Source organism: Marinobacter sp. 1_MG-2023 (assembly GCF_030549045.1).
GTDB lineage: Bacteria > Pseudomonadota > Gammaproteobacteria > Pseudomonadales > Oleiphilaceae > Marinobacter.
Map to the genome: position 1 here is coordinate 26,776 of NZ_JAUOST010000011.1, position 18,097 is coordinate 44,872.

At 54.0% G+C, this 18,097-nt stretch carries 19 protein-coding genes; 15 read left to right on the forward strand and 4 right to left on the reverse strand.

Annotated features, from left to right (window positions below):
- Nucleotides 1–66: 66 nt before the first annotated feature.
- The 15 genes from accA to Q4606_RS17980 all read left to right on the forward strand — a co-directional run bounded on the left by accA (nt 67) and on the right by Q4606_RS17980 (nt 14,887).
- Nucleotides 67–1,020 (forward strand): acetyl-CoA carboxylase carboxyl transferase subunit alpha, encoded by a 954-nt coding sequence (gene accA, locus Q4606_RS17910; protein WP_303597578.1) that lies wholly within the window; start codon nt 67–69, stop codon nt 1,018–1,020.
- Nucleotides 1,004–2,344: a tRNA lysidine(34) synthetase TilS gene (gene tilS / locus Q4606_RS17915; RefSeq protein ID WP_303608328.1), complete on the forward strand. Its 1,341-nt coding sequence runs from the start codon at nt 1,004–1,006 to the stop codon at nt 2,342–2,344. Before accA ends, tilS begins: the two co-directional genes overlap by 17 nt.
- Before the next feature lie 87 nt (nt 2,345–2,431).
- A complete protein-coding gene (locus Q4606_RS17920) occupies nt 2,432–4,060 on the forward strand; it encodes a CTP synthase (protein ID WP_303597580.1) in 1,629 nt (542 codons plus the stop codon).
- 2 nt (nt 4,061–4,062) lie between these two features.
- A complete protein-coding gene (kdsA, locus tag Q4606_RS17925) occupies nt 4,063–4,908 on the forward strand; it encodes a 3-deoxy-8-phosphooctulonate synthase (protein ID WP_303608329.1) in 846 nt (281 codons plus the stop codon).
- Nucleotides 4,909–5,103: 195 nt separating this feature from the next.
- Nucleotides 5,104–6,399, forward strand: a complete 1,296-nt coding sequence (eno, locus tag Q4606_RS17930) for a phosphopyruvate hydratase (RefSeq protein ID WP_303608330.1) — start codon at nt 5,104–5,106, stop codon at nt 6,397–6,399.
- Nucleotides 6,400–6,605: 206 nt separating this feature from the next.
- Nucleotides 6,606–6,878, forward strand: a complete 273-nt coding sequence (locus Q4606_RS17935) for a septum formation initiator family protein (protein WP_303597583.1) — start codon at nt 6,606–6,608, stop codon at nt 6,876–6,878.
- A 150-nt stretch (nt 6,879–7,028) separates the two neighbouring features.
- Nucleotides 7,029–7,730, forward strand: coding sequence for a 2-C-methyl-D-erythritol 4-phosphate cytidylyltransferase (gene ispD, locus Q4606_RS17940; protein ID WP_303608331.1), 702 nt, complete (start codon nt 7,029–7,031; stop codon nt 7,728–7,730).
- A gap of 26 nt (nt 7,731–7,756) precedes the next feature.
- Nucleotides 7,757–8,236 (forward strand): 2-C-methyl-D-erythritol 2,4-cyclodiphosphate synthase, encoded by a 480-nt coding sequence (ispF, locus tag Q4606_RS17945; protein WP_303608332.1) that lies wholly within the window; start codon nt 7,757–7,759, stop codon nt 8,234–8,236.
- Nucleotides 8,233–9,330 carry a tRNA pseudouridine(13) synthase TruD gene (gene truD, locus Q4606_RS17950; RefSeq protein WP_303608333.1) on the forward strand — a complete coding sequence of 366 codons (1,098 nt, stop codon included), beginning with the start codon at nt 8,233–8,235 and terminating at the stop codon, nt 9,328–9,330. Before ispF ends, truD begins: the two co-directional genes overlap by 4 nt.
- Before the next feature lie 58 nt (nt 9,331–9,388).
- Nucleotides 9,389–10,159 (forward strand): 5'/3'-nucleotidase SurE, encoded by a 771-nt coding sequence (surE, locus tag Q4606_RS17955; RefSeq protein WP_303597587.1) that lies wholly within the window; start codon nt 9,389–9,391, stop codon nt 10,157–10,159.
- Nucleotides 10,156–10,812 (forward strand): protein-L-isoaspartate(D-aspartate) O-methyltransferase, encoded by a 657-nt coding sequence (locus tag Q4606_RS17960; protein ID WP_303608334.1) that lies wholly within the window; start codon nt 10,156–10,158, stop codon nt 10,810–10,812. Before surE ends, Q4606_RS17960 begins: the two co-directional genes overlap by 4 nt.
- 74 nt (nt 10,813–10,886) lie before the next feature.
- Complete coding sequence (locus Q4606_RS17965) at nt 10,887–11,810, forward strand: DUF368 domain-containing protein (protein ID WP_303608361.1); 924 nt, start codon at nt 10,887–10,889, stop codon at nt 11,808–11,810.
- A 320-nt stretch (nt 11,811–12,130) separates the two neighbouring features.
- Nucleotides 12,131–12,925, forward strand: a complete 795-nt coding sequence (locus Q4606_RS17970; protein WP_368502320.1) for a peptidoglycan DD-metalloendopeptidase family protein — start codon at nt 12,131–12,133, stop codon at nt 12,923–12,925.
- 157 nt (nt 12,926–13,082) lie between these two features.
- Entirely contained in the window at nt 13,083–14,093 is a 1,011-nt protein-coding gene (rpoS, locus tag Q4606_RS17975; protein WP_303597590.1) for an RNA polymerase sigma factor RpoS, read from the forward strand.
- A 218-nt stretch (nt 14,094–14,311) separates the two neighbouring features.
- On the forward strand, nt 14,312–14,887 hold the full coding sequence (locus Q4606_RS17980; protein WP_303597591.1) for a chalcone isomerase family protein: 576 nt from the start codon (nt 14,312–14,314) through the stop codon (nt 14,885–14,887).
- Nucleotides 14,888–14,952: 65 nt separating this feature from the next.
- On the opposite strand, the gene nth is transcribed toward Q4606_RS17980, so the two are convergent.
- The 4 genes from nth to rsxD are packed head-to-tail and all read right to left on the reverse strand — an operon-like array spanning nt 14,953 to nt 18,093.
- Nucleotides 14,953–15,591, reverse strand: a complete 639-nt coding sequence (nth, locus tag Q4606_RS17985) for an endonuclease III (protein WP_303608336.1) — start codon at nt 15,589–15,591, stop codon at nt 14,953–14,955.
- Between the two features lie 28 nt (nt 15,592–15,619).
- Nucleotides 15,620–16,333 carry an electron transport complex subunit E gene (locus tag Q4606_RS17990; RefSeq protein ID WP_303608337.1) on the reverse strand — a complete coding sequence of 238 codons (714 nt, stop codon included), beginning with the start codon at nt 16,331–16,333 and terminating at the stop codon, nt 15,620–15,622.
- A gap of 2 nt (nt 16,334–16,335) precedes the next feature.
- Complete coding sequence (gene rsxG, locus Q4606_RS17995; protein WP_303608338.1) at nt 16,336–17,037, reverse strand: electron transport complex subunit RsxG; 702 nt, start codon at nt 17,035–17,037, stop codon at nt 16,336–16,338.
- A gap of 3 nt (nt 17,038–17,040) precedes the next feature.
- Nucleotides 17,041–18,093, reverse strand: a complete 1,053-nt coding sequence (rsxD, locus tag Q4606_RS18000) for an electron transport complex subunit RsxD (protein WP_303597595.1) — start codon at nt 18,091–18,093, stop codon at nt 17,041–17,043.
- Nucleotides 18,094–18,097 lie beyond the last annotated feature (4 nt).

An 18,097-nucleotide genomic window follows, 5' to 3' on the forward strand; every position in this document is an offset into this window, starting at 1 on the left:
TATCTTTGTACCAAATTCTGTGTTGGCGGAGCTTTGCTTTGCCTGGCAAAAAAATGATGGAACATCATGAACCCTAATTATCTCGATTTCGAACAGCCGATTGCCGACCTTGAAGCCAAGATTGAAGAGCTTCGCATGGTAGGGAACGACACCGACATCAACATTTCTGATGAAATTACCCGACTGAAGAAGAAAAGCGTTAGCCTGACTGAGAACATATTCTCGGACTTGCATCCGTGGGATGTTGCCCGCCTTGCGAGGCATCCGCGCCGGCCTTATACCCTGGACTATGTCGAAATGATCTTTGATGATTTCGATGAGCTCCATGGCGACAGGCGTTATGCAGATGATCAGGCCATTGTCGGCGGCACAGCGCGGCTGAACGATATGCCTGTAATGGTGATTGGCCATCAGAAGGGCCGTGAAGTGCGGGATAAGGTCAAGCGCAATTTTGGTATGCCCCGTCCTGAAGGCTACCGCAAAGCTTTGCGCCTGATGGAAATGGCCGAGCGCTTCAGAATGCCTATTCTCACGTTTATTGACACCCCGGGAGCCTATCCTGGTATAGGTGCCGAAGAGCGTGGCCAGAGTGAGGCCATTGCGTTCAATCTCGCAGTCATGTCACGGCTGAAAACGCCAATCATTTCTACAGTGATTGGTGAGGGTGGTTCTGGTGGTGCTTTGGCTATCGGCGTATGCGATCAGTTAAATATGCTGCAATATTCGACCTATGCCGTTATATCCCCGGAAGGTTGTGCTTCCATTCTCTGGAAAAGTGCGGAGTATGCCTCCCAGGCCGCTGAGGCCATGGGCGTCACTGCAGATCGCCTGAAGGATCTCGGGCTGGCAGATAATGTCATTACTGAGCCCTTGGGTGGTGCGCACCGCAACCCAGAGAAAATGGCTGAAGCCCTGCGCGAAACGCTCACCAAGGGTATGGCTGAGCTTAGCCGCTTACCTTTGGATGAGTTGGTATCCCGGCGGTATGAGCGGTTGACCCGCTATGACAACGGGCGCTAAGCCCCTGACTGGGTTTGCCTTTTCTGAAACTTTGAGTACGCCGGTAAAAGCCGTTTCTGGCTACCGGCGGCTTTGGGTTGCCCTCAGTGGCGGCCTGGATTCCACCCTTCTTCTGCATCTTGCCTCGCTTTACCATTCCAAAGTGAGGGCGGTGCACATAAATCATCAGCTTCAGGTTAATGCCGGCACGACAGAAGGCTTCTGTCGCGATCTGTGCTCCCGGCTGGCGGTGCCGTTGACGGTTATTCCTGTGTCGGTCAACCTCAGTGGCGGCCCGGGCGAAGGCCTTGAAGAGGCTGCTCGCAAGGCTCGTTATGAGGCCTTCGAAGCACTCCTTGAACCAGGTGATATTCTGCTAATGGCCCATCATGCTGATGATCAGGCCGAAACCATTCTTTTTCGAATGTTTCGTGGTAGCGGCGTGGCCGGTCTTGCCGGAATGCCCAGAAGGCGAGTGTTGGGGGACGGGCAACTTGTCCGGCCGCTGCTGAACGTTGAGCGGTCAGAACTTGAAGGCCAGGCGCGTCAGGCCGGCATTTCGTGGGTCGAAGACCCAAGTAATACAGATCAAAAGTTTGATCGCAATTTCTTGCGCCTCAGCATTCTCCCTTTGCTCAAAAAACGCTGGCAGGGCTTTAATCAGCGGCTTCGGCATACTGCGGGGGCGTGTTCGGACAGCGATTTCCTGAATCAGCGCCTGGCCGAGTTGCATTGGCAAATGCTGGGGGCGCATCGATACCGGTTGCCCGTCCCGGAGCTCAGCAAGCTCGCTCTCGCGGAGCAGAAAAATCTTCTGCGCTGGTGGATCCGGCGGGCCGGGTATCATCCCCCGTCGATCAGTGACTGGTCTCAGGTCCTGCATGATCTTTTACAGGCAGCAGAAGACAGGGCGCCTGAGCTACGGGCAGAGGGGTATAGCCTGCAGCGCTTTAATCGCGAGCTCTACCTGGTTTCTGATAAACCAGAATTGCCGACACAGGCTGTTTGGCTGGAACCGGGCCAGCAAGTGGCCTGGGGTGAGTGGAAAATTCACCTTGAGTCGGTGGCTACAGCGAAAACTGATGTGCCGCCTATACGAATATGTACGAGGCAGGGTGGAGAGCGCATCCGTTTTCACCCGGATGGCCCGTCAAAATCTTTGAAAAAATGGCTTCAGGAGAAGGCTGTTCCACCATGGCAAAGAGCCCGCCTGCCGCTGATTTTTGTGGGTATGGCGGGCCCTGGTGAGCTTGTTGCTATTGGCGATTTATGGTGTTCTGAACAATACTGCGGAAACGCCCCTGCGGCAGGCTGGCGGCTGATTGTGGAGCGGGATTGTGATTGAGTCGCTGAGGGCTTTCTGGTAGTCTGGCGTCCCATCTTGAGATGACAATCTCCCTCCTTCACAGAACCTGATAATCATGGAATCTGCATGACGCGTTATATTTTCGTCACCGGCGGTGTTGTGTCCTCACTGGGGAAAGGAATCGCATCTGCCTCACTGGCAGCGATCCTCGAGGCACGTGGCCTGAAGGTTACTATCCTCAAGCTGGACCCATACATAAACGTGGACCCGGGTACCATGAGTCCGTTCCAGCATGGTGAGGTTTACGTCACCGAAGACGGTGCTGAAACCGATCTTGACCTTGGTCACTACGAGCGTTTTATTCGTACACCGATGAGCCGCCGTAATAATTTCACGGCAGGCCGGGTTTACGAAGAGGTTATACGCAAAGAGCGTCGCGGTGATTATCTCGGTGGAACCGTCCAGGTTATTCCCCATATCACCGATGAGATCAAACGGCGTGTCGTGGAAGGCGCAGCTGGCGCAGATGTGGCTCTGGTTGAAGTGGGCGGCACCGTTGGTGATATTGAGTCCCTGCCGTTCCTTGAAGCCTGTCGCCAGCTGAAGGTAGAAGTGGGCGCCTCCCGTGCGCTGTTCATGCACTTAACCCTGGTGCCTTACATTGCTACTGCCGGTGAAATCAAAACCAAACCGACCCAGCACTCCGTAAAGGAAATGCGCTCTATCGGTTTGCAGCCGGATATTCTGCTGTGCCGCTCGGAGCATGAAGTGGATGCCAGCTCCCGCCGGAAGATCGCACTATTCACAAACGTGGAAGAGCGTGCTGTTATTCCAATGCGTGATGCAAAGTCCATTTACGCTATTCCCCGCATGTTGCACGAGCATGGTCTGGATCAGCTGGTTATCGAACGCTTCAACCTTGACGCCCGCGAGGCGGATCTTGGTGAATGGGATAATGTCGTCGAATCATTGATGAACCCGGAGCAGGAAGTAACGATTGCCATGGTCGGCAAGTACATGGAGCTGCTTGAGGCCTACAAATCGCTGATTGAATCTCTGCTTCATGCTGGTATCAAGACCCGTACCAAGGTAAAGATCAATTACATTGATTCTGAAGACATTGAACGTGATGGTACCGACGTGCTCAAGAGTGCCGATGCGATCCTGGTTCCTGGCGGCTTTGGCGAGCGCGGAGTGGAAGGCAAGATACGCACTGTGCAATACGCTCGTGAGAACAAGGTTCCTTATCTGGGTATCTGTCTGGGGATGCAGGTAGCGGTTATTGAATATGCCCGCAACAAGGCCGGCCTGACTGATGCGCACAGCACCGAGTTTCGTAAGCACACACCGGAGCCTGTCGTTGGCTTGATTACCGAGTGGCTGGATGCGACCGGTGAGCGTGAAGAACGTACCGATGATTCCGATCTTGGCGGCACCATGCGCCTTGGTGCTCAGGATTGCGTGCTCACTGAAGGTTCGAACATTGCCAGCTGCTATGGCAGAAAAACCATTCGCGAGCGCCATCGTCACCGTTACGAGGTGAACAATCATTTCTTGCCGCAACTAGAAGCCGCGGGCTTGCTGGTTTCCGGGCGCTCCACCGATGGCAAATTGGTGGAAGTAGTGGAAGTGGTCGATCATCCCTGGTTTGTTGCCTGTCAGTTCCATCCGGAATTTACCTCGACGCCGCGTGATGGCCATCCGCTGTTCAAGGGCTTTGTGGAAGCTGCGCTGGCTAACCGTAAGGAATCCTGATTATGGCCCAGAGCACCGTTACTGTTGCTGACATTGATATAGCCAACGATAAGCCGTTTGTGCTGTTTGGTGGCATGAATGTTCTGGAATCCCGGGATCTGGCGTTCGAGGTTGCTGAAAGCTACGTTGAGGTTTGCCGTAAGCTTGGCATCCCTTATGTGTTCAAAGCATCTTTTGATAAGGCGAACCGTTCTTCGGTTAACTCTTTCCGCGGGCCGGGCCTTGAGGAAGGCTTGCAGATACTTGCTGATATCAAGAGCAAGTTCGGTGTTCCGATTATTTCTGATGTCCATGAAGCTGCACAGGCGGCACCTGCCGCTGAAGTGTGTGACATCATTCAGCTACCCGCATTTTTGAGCCGCCAGACTGATCTGGTGGTTGCCATGGCGAAAACCGGTGCAGCCATCAATATCAAGAAAGCCCAGTTCCTGGCGCCACAGGAGATGAAACACATCATCACCAAGTGTGCAGAAGCCGGAAATGACCGGGTTATATTGTGCGAGCGGGGCAGCAGCTTCGGGTACAATAACCTTGTGGTCGATATGCTTGGTTTTGGCATCATGAAATCCATGGATGTGCCGGTTATGTTTGATGTGACCCACTCATTGCAGATGCCGGGTGGTCGAGCAGATTCTGCCGGTGGCCGTCGTGCTCAGGTAACAGATCTGGCGCTTGCCGGCATGTCGCAGGGGTTGGCCGGGCTGTTTCTGGAGGCTCACCCGAACCCGGATGAGGCCAAGTGCGATGGGCCTTGTGCCTTGCGCCTGAGCCAGCTCGAGCCATTCTTGCAACGAGTTAAGGCTGTTGATGACCTTGTGAAGAGTTTTAAACCTATCGATACCGCCTGATTGGCGGTTTTCGTGTTTTAGCCTTGGTGGCACGAGCAAGCTGGTAGGGCCTTACGAAACACGCTGTGAATACGTCCATGTACGCTTGGCTACGCCATCCATGGCTTCGCACAGTTTCGTAAGGCCCTACCAGCTCGCTCTTGATCAGACTTCTTATATTGACCTTTGAAATTGAGAACCTGGAGACTCCCTAGCATGACCAAGATTGCCGACATTAAAGCCCGTGAGGTCCTGGATTCCCGTGGTAATCCCACGGTAGAAGCAGACGTGATCCTTGAAGATGGAACGCTTGGTCGTGCCTGTGCACCGTCCGGAGCCTCTACCGGCTCTCGCGAAGCGCTGGAACTGCGCGATGGTGATGCATCCCGTTACCTGGGTAAGGGCGTACTGAAGGCAGTCGAAGCCATTAACGGCAAGATCAAGGATGCACTGAAAGGCAAAGACGCTTCAGACCAGCGTGGCCTGGATAACATCATGCTGGAGCTGGATGGTACTGAGAACAAGGCCAATCTGGGTGCAAACGCTATTCTGGCAGTATCTCTGGCAGCGGCTAAAGCTGCGGCCGAGTCTTTGGGTAAGCCGCTGTACGAGCACATCGCTGACATCAACGGTACCTCCGGTAAGTTCAGTATGCCTGTGCCGATGATGAATATTCTGAACGGTGGTGAGCACGCGGATAACAACGTTGATATACAGGAGTTCATGGTTCAGCCGGTTGCAGCAAAGAGTTTTTCCGAAGCTCTGCGTATTGGTGCCGAGATTTTCCACAGTCTGAAAAAAGTGCTGCAGGCTCAGGGCCTTAATACTGCGGTAGGCGACGAGGGTGGCTTTGCGCCTAACCTCCCGTCTAACGAGGCGGCTCTGGCGGTTATCGAGGAAGCAGTTGAAAAAGCCGGGTACAAGCTTGGTACAGACATCACTCTGGCCTTGGACTGCGCTGCATCTGAATTTTATAAGGATGGCCAGTACGTATTGGCCGGAGAAGGTAAGAGCTATGATTCTGCCGGTTTTGCAGATTACCTGGCGGGATTGTCTGAGCGTTTTCCGATTGTGTCCATCGAGGATGGCATGGATGAGAGCGATTGGGACGGTTGGAAAGTACTGACCGACAAGATCGGTGAAAAGGTACAACTGGTGGGCGACGATCTGTTTGTTACCAACACCAGAATCCTCAAGCGTGGTATCGATACGGGTGTGGGCAACTCCATTCTGATCAAGTTCAATCAGATCGGAAGCCTGAGTGAAACCCTTGACGCTATCAAGATGGCTCAGGATGCAGGATTTACTGCGGTTATTTCTCACCGTTCAGGTGAAACGGAAGATACAACCATTGCGGATCTTGCCGTTGCTACCTGTGCTGGCCAGATCAAGACCGGTTCTCTTTGCCGCTCTGACCGCGTCGCCAAGTATAACCAGCTGCTGCGTATTGAAGAGGCGCTCGAGGGTAAAGCACCTTACCGTGGTCTGGTTGAGATTAAAGGCCAGGGCTGACATCAGTAGCTTTTACCTTTGTCCCTGAAACTCCGGGGTTCAGGGAATGGAATATTAAGGCCGTCGTGTATTGAATGAAAGTTCAGCCACGATGGCCTTTTTGTCCAATCAGTTAGAAGAATTTGTTGCTAATCTACTCTAAGGTCTATACTTAGCGTCCGGTGTTTGGTTTTTGATCGTTTAACTCGTGAACGGAATCGGTATTAATGAAGTTGCTCTGGGCTTTCATGGTTGTTCTCATTCTCCTGCTGCAGGTACGTCTGTGGGTTGGGGAGGGCAGCTTTGCGCAGGTCTGGACGCTGGAAAAATCGATTGCCGAGCAGCGGGAGGAAAACGCCGAACTGGCCACTCGTAATGAGCGCTTGTATGCGGAGGTGCGTAACCTTCGCAATGAGCAGGGTGCGGTGGAAGAGCGGGCCCGGATGAATCTTGGGTTGATTCGCAACGATGAGACGTTTTTTCTTGTTGTTGAGCAGTGACTTCTGGGGTTGGAGCTCTGAGCGCCGGGTAGACCTTTCCCGGGAAACGCTACGAGCACATCCATGTGCGCTTGACGGCGGCCATCCTTGGCCACCGACATTCCCGGAAAAGGTCTACCCGGCGCTCTCCCGGCCTTGTGCGGAAACCTTATGACTTCTCCACGATTCTGGTTGATTGTTCCCGCCGCCGGCATCGGTCAACGCATGCAGGCTGAACGTCCCAAGCAGTACCTCCGTATTAATAACCGCTTTATTCTGGATCTCACTCTTTCCCGGTTGCTGGATTCCGGCCTCTTTGCTGGTTGTATGGTTCCGCTTAATTCTGCGGATCATTGGTGGCCGGATACAGAGGCCAGCACTGATGACCGTATTCAGACCTGCACGGGTGGTGCCGAACGGGCAGATTCTGTGCTCTCGGCATTACATGCACTGGAGGAGCAGGTTGCAGCCGGTGACTGGGTGTTGGTTCATGATGCGGCTCGTCCTTGTGTTTATCCGGCTGATCTCGAGAACCTTGTCTCAACTTTAGTGGATCACCCTGTGGGTGGTCTTTTGGCGGCGCCAGTTGCAGATACACTTAAAAAGGCGGAAACAGGTCCTATACCTGAAGTCCTCGGAACAGTGGATCGCAGCCAGCTTTGGCGTGCGCTTACGCCTCAGATGTTTCGTTATCAGATGTTGGTTGAGGCACTGGAGAAGGCTTTGGGCGAGAAGCAGGCTGTTACAGACGAGTCCTCTGCCATGGAGTTTTCCGGTAACATGCCCGTTTTGGTCGAGGGGCGATCGGACAATATCAAGATTACCGTACCTGCGGATCTGGACCTCGCTGGTTTTATTCTCAGCCGGTTCTGAGTTTTCTCGTTATCCCGGAGTAAGTTATGCGAATTGGTCAGGGCTTTGATGTTCATGCCTTCGGCGAAGGCGATGCCGTTATTCTTGGCGGCGTCTCTATACCATACAGTCAGGGGCTGAAAGCCCACTCTGATGGTGATGTGCTTTTGCATGCACTGGCAGATGCCCTTCTGGGTGCGGTTGCCCTGGGAGATATCGGCCATTTTTTCCCGGATACCAGCGCGGAATGGGCTGGTGCGGATAGCCGTGATCTGCTGCGCCGGGTTGTGGCCCGGGTGGCGGAGGAGGGCTTCGGTATCGTGAATGTTGATACTACGATCATCGCTCAGGCACCAAAAATGGCACCCTATATCGAGCGCATGCGTTTGAATATCGCTGAGGACCTGAGTATCCCGGCCAGCTGTGTAAGCGTAAAGGCGACTACCAGCGAGAAACTCGGGTTTACCGGCCGTGGGGAGGGTATTGCGTGTCAGGCAATATGCTTGCTTGAGCAGGTGGCACCTTGAGCGAGGCGGATGCAGGTGCGGAAGGCTGGCGCCTGGACTGGCCTGTTTCAGCAGGCGTCCGTGTGGGTAGTGCTCATCTGAAAACCGTGCCGGATGATTTCCGGGTCAGTGAGGTGCTGGAGGCGTTTCCCGAACATACGGAGCAATCCGGTATTTCGAGCGTTGCCGGTGAGGGCGAGCATTTGTGTTTGCGTTTAGAGAAAACCGGTGACAACACAGAGTTTGTCGCGGGAGAACTCGCTACTCTGGCTGGGTGTCGACCTTTCGATGTGGGGTTTTGCGGGCTAAAGGATCGCCACGCGGTTACCAGCCAATGGTTCAGCCTCTACAGGCCCGGTATGATGGAGGACGATTCCGCATTAATCGAGCAGGTCTCGGCACGCTGGCCGGTAAAGTCAGCCTGTCGTAGTGTGCGAAAACTTCGCCGCGGAGACCATCAGGGGAACCATTTTACCATCAGACTCCGGCAGATCAGTGCTGATCGTGAAGCTGTCGAATGTGCCCTGGAGCGATTGAAAATACAGGGTGCACCCAATTACTTCGGCCCTCAGCGTTTCGGTTTCGGAGGCGCTAATCTGGATCGTGCTGTTCATATTGATCCTGCGGCGCTGAACCGCCGTGGCGGGCAAGGCAAGGGCCGGCGACGAGGCCGGGGTAGCAGCAGGTCTGGCGGTGGAAGAGATGACCGGAAAAACGTATTGTATTTTTCGGCTGCACGTTCCTGGTTATTTAATGAGGTTCTCGCGTCACGGGTGGCTGACGCTAGTTGGCGGACTCCGCTCCCAGGCGAGCCAACGGAGACTGCAACGGGGCCCATGTGGGGTGATGGTGGGACAGTTGCCAGTGGCGAGGCCGGGCAACGTGAACGTGACATAGTGGCACAGGCGCCAAAACTGGCCTCATTGTTTATGATGACTCGGATGAAGCCTGAGCGTCGTCCTCTGGTCGCTGAGGCAGAGGGTCTCAGCTGGTCCTGGCTGGATGACGGCGGTCTGGAACTGGAGTTTTTCCTGCAACCCGGGCAATACGCCACTACGATTTTGAGTGATATTTTTGAGTTGGAAGACATCAGCCTTGACCACCATAAAAATTAGCAGGGTCAGGGGAGTTTTTGCCCAGTGATTTACTGGATAGCATTTTTTGGAGAGTACTGTGCGCATTCTGTTATCGAACGATGACGGTGTTCATTCACCGGGGCTGGCTGCCCTTTACGAAGGCCTCAAGGGGCTGGGTCATCTTGAAGTCGTAGCGCCGGACAGGGATCACAGCGGCGCGAGTAACGCCCTGACACTCAACCGGCCTCTGACGGTTGAGCAGCATTCCAGCGGCTTCCGGTCGGTCGACGGTACGCCTACAGACTGCGTGCATCTTGCTGTTAACGGCCTTTTTCGTGAGCCCTTCGACCGTGTGGTTTCGGGCATCAATACCCATGCGAACCTGGGTGATGACATCATCTATTCCGGCACCGTAGCGGCCGCAACTGAAGGTCGTCACCTCGGGTTGCCAGCAATTGCAGTCTCTTTGGTGAGTGAGGGGCGTAATCATTTCGAAACGGCTGCCAGAGTCGTGCGCATGCTTCTGGAGACTGCGCAGCCTTTTGTTCTGGGGCCTCGCTCTATATTGAATGTCAATGTGCCAGATGTGCCATGGGAAGAGCTTGCCGGGTTTCGCGTTACCCGGCTTGGTGACCGGGAGCGTGCCGAGGGTGCTGTTCCGATGACCTGTCCGCGGGGTAAGGAAAGGTACTGGATCGGTGCAGCGGGGAAGGGCGGTGACGCCGGTCCTGGAACCGACTTCCACGCTGTCTCGCAAGGCTATGTTTCTCTTACGCCAGTGCATATAGATATGACTCGCCACGAAGCCCTCGTTTCGCTCAGAAGCTGGGTGGACTCCCTTCAGGCATCCATGGGGGGCGGTGCGTGAGCGGTGAGCTTCAAGGTATCGGGATGACATCCCGGCGCACACGTATGCGTCTGGTGCAGCGTCTTAAAGAATCTGGTATTGAATCAGATCGTGTTCTGGACGTCATGGGGCAGGTGCCGCGGCATATTTTTCTGGATGAAGCTCTGTCGCATCGGGCCTACGAGGACACGTCTCTGCCTATTGGCTATGGTCAGACGCTGTCCCAGCCCTACATTGTCGCCCGAATGACTGAATTGTTGCTCAGGCATGAGCCCGAAAGAGTGTTGGAACTGGGCACAGGGTCAGGTTACCAGACAGCTGTTTTATCGCAGCTTTTTGAGCGGGTTTACAGTGTGGAACGGATCAAGCCTCTTCAAGATCGTGCTCGGGAGCGGCTGCGTCAGCTCAATATCCGCAACGTGATGCTCAAGCATGCAGACGGAGGCATGGGGTGGCCCGAGCGAGGCCCGTTTGATGGCATTATCGTCACTGCCGCTCCTATGGAAATTCCAACTGAGTTGCTGGGCCAGCTAGCTGACGGTGGCGTACTGGTGGCTCCGGTTGGTGAAGAGCATCAGGTGCTTGTAGAAGTGATTCGCAACGGGGACCGGTTTGAGCGTCGTGAGCTGGAGCCGGTCCGCTTTGTTCCTTTGTTGGGCGGAGTTATCCGTTGACCGAACAAGTAAAGAAAACCAGCACGCAAAGCAGTGGCAGCGAACATCATCCCGCATCGGTGTTTTTACGAGGCATGGCTATGGGTGCAGCGGATATCGTCCCAGGCGTTTCCGGCGGCACCATTGCGTTCATAACCGGTATCTATTTCCGCTTACTTGAGGCGATCAATGCTGCCCCGGGAGCCGTGTTCAGAGAACTTTTCCGTGGCAAGCCGAAAGCCTTCTGGCGGGCCTGTGACGGCACATTTCTCAGCTTGCTGCTGGCGGGTATTCTCATCAGCGTTGTTACCCTTGCGTCTGCCATCAGTTTCCTGCTGGACGAATATCCGATTCAGATCTGGAGCTTTTTTTTCGGGCTGATTGTTGCCTCTGTTCTGCACGTTGGCCGCCAGGCAAACCATTATCGTACATTTCTGCTCATTCCACTTGTTGCTGGCATTGTCGTCGCGTGGTGGATCTCAACACTGTCTGGTGGCGACCTTAACCCTTCCGCCCTGACCTTTTTTGGCGCTGGCGCTGTGGCAATTTGCGCGATGATCCTACCCGGGATTTCCGGTAGTTTTATTCTGGTTATCCTGGGTATGTATGCTCCGGTTCTGGCAGCTATAAAAACCTTTGATGTTGCGGTGTTACTCTTATTTATGTCGGGTTGCCTGGTTGGCCTGCTATCGGTAGCACGGCTGATTACCTGGGCTTTTCACAAGTATCATGACCCTGTGTTGGCCCTGCTTACCGGTTTCATGATTGGTGCGCTCAATAAGGTATGGCCCTGGAAGGAGACTCTTAGTTGGCGCACCAACAGCTCTGGCGAGCAGGTGCCCTTGAATGAGGTCAGTATCAGCCCCGGGGCATTCCTCGATCTTACCGGTCTGGACCCACAGGTTTGGACAGCAGTGATGATGGCTATCACCGGGTTTGCTCTTGTATTGCTGGTCGAGTGGGTTGGTGGGCGTAACCAGAATACAGAGCCGCGTCCGGCATCCGATAATGCAGGCTAAATCCGGATAGGCCCCGTGTTACATTTATGGGCACGCGGTTGTTCCCGGCCGTAACAAAGACCGCCATGGGTAACAGGGGGTGGGCCAGAGCGACTTGGATTTCAATCCAAAATATGCAATAAATTAGCGAGTTACTTTTAAAACTTCAGGGTTTTCTTTGAACCGATTCAGAGCTTATACAGATTACTCCTAACCGGGCCGGTGTTATTCCAGTGAGATTACTACGTGGGTTAGTTCATGCCGCACTGCCGGCCTCCCCGCGGTTCCGCTTTGGTGCCCAGCCTTCTGCCTGTGCACCCGAAACGGGCAGACTCTGGCTCATTCTCGCTGCAATCCTTGTCTTGGCCGGTACCTTGAGCGGGTGTAACACCCAGGCGCTTCACCAGGATGATATTTACAATCCGCCTGTTTACTGGGGGAGCCATGTCGTCCGACAGGGCGAGACCCTGTATGGCATCGCCTGGTCTTACGGCCGCGATTACCGGGAACTGGGCAGTGCCAATGGCATCGGCCCACCCTGGACGATCCGCGCCGGGCAGGTGCTCCGGCTGGACCGTCGTGGCAAGGTTTCATCCGGCAGTGGCAGTGTTTCGGCAAGTGCCCCCAGGCCATCTCAGAATACGTCTTCCCGGGCTCCGGTTGCCAAATCCCCAGCCTCAACAACAACGACTAACCGGAAACCCGTGGTCACCCGAGGTCCGGATAAGTCTGCTCCCCTGGATTCACGCACGCAGACGGTAGCCAGTATTCCCTGGCGCTGGCCGCACTCTGGCACCGTAATTGCAGGATATTCAGCATCCGGAAAAGTCAATAAAGGCGTTGATATTGCCGGGAAAGCCGGGGATGCTGTAAGGGCTGCCGCAGACGGAAGTGTGGTCTACGCCGGCAATGGTTTGCTGGGTTATGGCAATTTGATTATTGTGAATCATAACGAGCATTATCTGAGTGCATACGCTCATAACCGGAAAATTCTGGTTAGTGAAGGGGAGGGAGTAAAAGCCGGGCAGGTCATAGCAGAGCTCGGCGGCAGTGGTTCGGAGCGTCCGATGTTACATTTCGAGATCCGAAAAAATGGTAACCCGGTTGATCCGACGCATTATCTGCCACCACGCTAATGACTGTTGCGGAGTCTAAAACAAGAAGAAATGATGGTAACAGCGCATAAGCTGGCCATTGAAGAAGTCCTGAAGAAAAAAGAAATAACCAAGGCTCGCAATAAAAAAAGAAGTATCGGGCGCTAATCCAGGATTGTTGAAAGGCGGGGCAAGAGATATGTCAGCAGAACAGGAAGATATGATTGTTGATCGTCTAACAGACGTCGATGGCTCTACGAACGTTGATGACTCTGAGGATCAGTTACTCGCAGAAGAAATAACCGATAAGAGCACTCCGGAGGCTGCTGAAACCAACGAAGCGTTTCCTTCCCAAAGGCGGTATTACGCCAGCTCGAAGCAGCTGGACGCCACTCAACTCTATCTCAACGAAATTGGTTTCTCACCGCTTCTGACAGCTGAAGAGGAAGTCTATTTTGCACGTCTGGCGCGCAAAGGAGAGGACTCCGGCCGTAAACGAATGATCGAGAGCAACCTGCGACTGGTTGTAAAAATTGCCAGGCGCTATGTGAATCGTGGATTGACCTTGCTTGATTTGATCGAAGAGGGGAATCTCGGGCTGATCCGTGCAGTCGAAAAGTTTGATCCGGAACGCGGCTTTCGCTTTTCCACTTATGCGACCTGGTGGATCCGCCAGACGATAGAGCGGGCTATCATGAACCAGACCCGCACTATCCGCCTGCCTATTCACGTAGTAAAGGAGCTGAATCTTTACTTGCGGGCAGCCCGCGAACTTACACAGCAGCTTGATCATGAGCCCTCGGCGGAAGAAATTGCAAAGCGTGTGGACAAGCCGGTTAACGATGTTAAGCGCATGCTGGGCCTTAATGAGCGCGTTGCCTCGATGGATACGCCGATCGGCGCCGGCGGTGAGAAGTCTTTGCTGGATACCGTGGCTGATGAAGGTGCCTCCAACCCTGCAGATGTGCTGCAGGACAACAACATGTGTGCCTGCCTTGGGAAATGGATAGACCAGCTCAGCGACAAGCAACAGGAAGTCCTTTCCAGGCGTTTTGGTCTCAGGGGTTACCCTGTCAGCACTTTGGAGGAAGTCGGACAGGAAATTGGGCTGACCCGTGAGCGTGTTCGGCAGATTCAGGTAGAGGCATTAAGACGTTTACGCGAAATCCTCGAAAAAGAAGGTCTGACAGGAAACCTCCTGTTCAAATAGCTTTTCTGACGCAGTATCCGGAACGCCGGCCATGTTTCATGGCTGGCGTTTTGTGTTTTAGTTGTTCTGAAAAAGTATCCCTGACAAGTAACCGCACAAATGAGAACCAGGTTGCGACTGCCCCCTTTTGGTCATTGTTAGAATAGCGAGGCCGGGGGCTGCGGACTTTTACCTGGTGACGAATGAATTCTCATAATAATGACTAAAAGGAAAGAACTATGAAAAAAGCGTTTTTGACGGGCTTTGCATCCCTGATGCTGGCCGCCACACTTTCAGCTCCTGCTTTGGCGTTGACCGTTGAAGGTGTTGATGTTCCTGAGACCTACAACGCAGACAGCACCGAGTTGGCCTTGAACGGTGCAGGTACCCGCTCCAAATTTTTCATGGATCTTTATATTGGCAGCCTTTATGTGCCTCAGGTACAGCGGGATGGCAATGCCGTGATTGAGGCTGATGAGCCTCAGGCAATAACGCTGCATATTATTTCCGGCATGATCACCAGTGACCGTATGACAGAAGCGACCATGGAGGGCTTCAAGGCTTCTACGGGTGGTGACATGGCTTCCGTTCAGGCTGAAATTGACCAGTTCATGTCGGTATTCAAAGAAGAAATCAAGGAAGGTGATGTGTTTGATCTGGTTTATGTGCCGGGTGAGGGTGTTAAAGTGCTTAAGAATGGTGAGCAAAAAGATACTGTCGGAGGTCTTGAGTTCAAGAAAGCCTTGTTCGGTATCTGGCTTTCTGATGAGCCGGCTCAGAAGAGTTTGAAGAAGGAAATGTTGGGTCAGGGCTGACAGAACTCTGATGTTTATAAAAGAAAAGCCGGCAAGAGCCGGCTTTTCTTTTATACGAGGGTATCTTACAGATAATCGTTTTTTTGCTTGAACTCGCAGAGATCCTCAATAATACAGGCTCCGCACCGGGGTTTGCGTGCTATGCATGTGTAGCGCCCGTGGAGGATAAGCCAGTGATGGGCGTCCTGAAGAAACTCTTTCGGCACCAGCCGCATCAGACGGTTTTCCACTTCCACAACGTTCTTGCCCGGAGCAATGCCAGTGCGGTTGGATACGCGGAAAATATGAGTGTCTACTGCCATGACGAGCTGCCCGAACGCGGTGTTCAGAACCACGTTGGCAGTTTTTCGGCCGACCCCAGGGAGTGCTTCTAGGTCCTCGCGATTATCCGGCACAATGCTGTTGTGTTTTTCAATCAGTATGCGGCAGGTCTTGATGACGTTCTCAGCCTTGCTGTTGAATAACCCGATTGTTTTGATGTAGTCCTTCAGGCCTTCCACGCCAAGTGCAAGTATGGCCTCCGGCGTATTGGCGGCAGGAAACAGCTTGTCAGTCGCCTTGTTAACGCCTACATCCGTAGCCTGCGCAGAGAGAATAACCGCAACGAGTAACTCAAACGGGCTACTGTAATTCAGCTCGGTTTGCGGATGGGGGGTGGCTTCCCGAAAGCGGGAGAATATTTCAATACGCTTGGCTTTATTCATGTTGTTTCGTTACGACTCCAGCCGCAGATTATGAGACATTCCCGGTAACACGCACACGTTTGCTACCGGGTATTGTCGATGGCTGATCTGCCTTCTGGCGCTCCTTCAAATGATTGTCGATACCGTTTTTCAGGGCAATGAGCAAACCAAGGCCAACGAATGCGCCGGGTGGGAGGACCATAAATAACATATCCGGATAGTTGCCAAACGGTTCTATTACCCAATCGGCGGCCATGGGGCCGAGCAGCAGGTGCATATCCACAAACAGAGTGCCTTGGCCGATCAGTTCACGCATACCGCCAAGGATAACCAGTACGACCAGGAAGCCCGCGCCCATCATTGCGCCATCCAGCAGCGCAGGGCCAGGAGCATTACGAGAAGCAAATGCATCGGCACGGCCAAGAATGGCGCAGTTGGTAACGATCAGAGGAATGAAAATACCCAGGATCTGATAAAGCTCGTAAGTATATGCCTGCATTAACAGCTCGGCGCAGGTGACGAAGGAAGCAATAATCATTACAAAAGCCGGCAGGCGCACGGATTCTCCGACAAAGTTGCGGATCAGTGAAACCGCGAGGTTTGAGCCCATCAATACCATGAGGGTTGCCAGCCCAAGACCGATTGCATTGACGACCGTGCTGGTGACAGCAAGAAGAGGGCACAATCCCAGTACCTGAACCAGCGCCGGGTTGTTGTCCCACAGGCCGTCACGGATGATTTCACTGGACGTTTTAGTCGCCATTGTCAGGATTGCTCCAGGTTCAGGGGTTCGTCTGTCAGGTCCCCGGGAGTGACTTCAGGGCCTTGCCCCCTCGGGGTTTTATTCAGTCGGGACCGGATAACCTGCTGGTTCTTCCGGGCATAAATCAGCGTTTTTTGTACAGCTTTTACCACTGCCCGAGGGGTGATGGTGGCGCCGGTAAACTGATCAAAGACTCCGCCGTTCTTTTTGACATTCCACTCCTTTGGCGCCGGGTTGCCCAGCGAGCGCCCCTCGAAGTCTTTTACCCAGTCGGACTTCCGGGTTTCAATCCGGTCACCCAGCCCTGGAGTTTCCTTGTGGTCAATAACCCTCACACCGAGAACTGTGCCCTCAAGGTCAATGCCCACCAGAAGCTTTATAGCGCCTGAATACCCGTCAGGCGCAACGGCTGGCATGATCATGCCGACCGGTCGCCCGTCCTGACGTGCGACCCATACGGTCACCGGTCCCTCTGTTGCCAGCCGATCACCTGCCGGCAGCACCAGCGTATCCCTGAGCATGTCGTTGTTGTGAGCGCTTTCAGGGATGATTTCAAACAGCGCTTTGGCTTCTGCTCTCGCCGCCTGTTCTGCGATGCGTTCGTTGGTGAGTGCCTGGGTAACGGCAATGGTGCCACCGGTAATTACAGCAAACAGCCCAAGCCCGAGAGCACTACGCCGAATGGATTGAATCATCGTCGCCATGGCTCAGCTCCTGCCCCGGCCGGGCAGCCCTCGTCGGGCTTTGTGGTGGCCGTAGGTTCTCGGCGTCGTGTAGTGATCAATAAAAGGCACGGCAAAGTTCATGAGCAATACGCTGAACGCCACGGCATCCGGATAGTTACCCCAGCTTCGAATCAAATAGATAAGAACACCGATTCCCGCTCCGTAAATCAGTTTACCCTGATGGCTGGTTGCGGCAGAAACCGGATCGGTTGCGATAAAAAATGCTCCGAGCATGGTGCCTCCTGCAAGGAGGTGCAGTGATAGGGGTGCGAATTGATCCGCGTTGCTGCCAAATGCCAGGCTCATGACAACCAGCGCGCCCAGAAGAGCGGCCGGAATATGCCAGGTGATAATCTTCAGGCCGATGAGTACGAGCCCACCCGCCAGAAAGGCAGCGTTGACCCACTCCCATCCTCTGGCAACGCCATCGCCAAATGTGGGGTGCACCAGAACCTCGGCTGAGGTGTGGGTGACAATTTTATGTTTGTACTCGTCCAGCGGCGTTGCCATCGTCCAGCCGTCAACGGCAGTTTGCTGCCCCGAGACAATTGCGGCCAGAGTATCCCCGAAACCGGCTGCATCATTCCAGAGTAGCCCCGGCTCTGCCCAGTTAGTGGTCATGGCGACCGGGAACGAAATCAGTACCAGCGCGTAGCCCACCATGGCAGGGTTGAAGGGATTGGAGCCCAGCCCGCCGTATAGCTGTTTGGCTATCACAATCGCTGAAATGACCGCCACTGCCGATACCCACCAGGGCGCAAACTGAGGCAAGGACAGCCCGAGCAACAGCCCGGTTACCGCAGCAGTATTATCCTTGAGAATAAACCCTATCGGCTTGCTGCGTAGCTTCAGAATCGTAGCTTCAGATGCCAGAGCAATAGCGATACACCAAACAACGTTGATCAGGTTACCCCAGCCGAAAAACAGGGTCTGTGCGAGAAGGCCCGGCAATGCTGCGAGTATGACCCATAGCATCACCTTCGATGTCGGGCGCGCATTGTGAGCATGAGGTGAAGACTGTTGAACAAACGCCATTGAT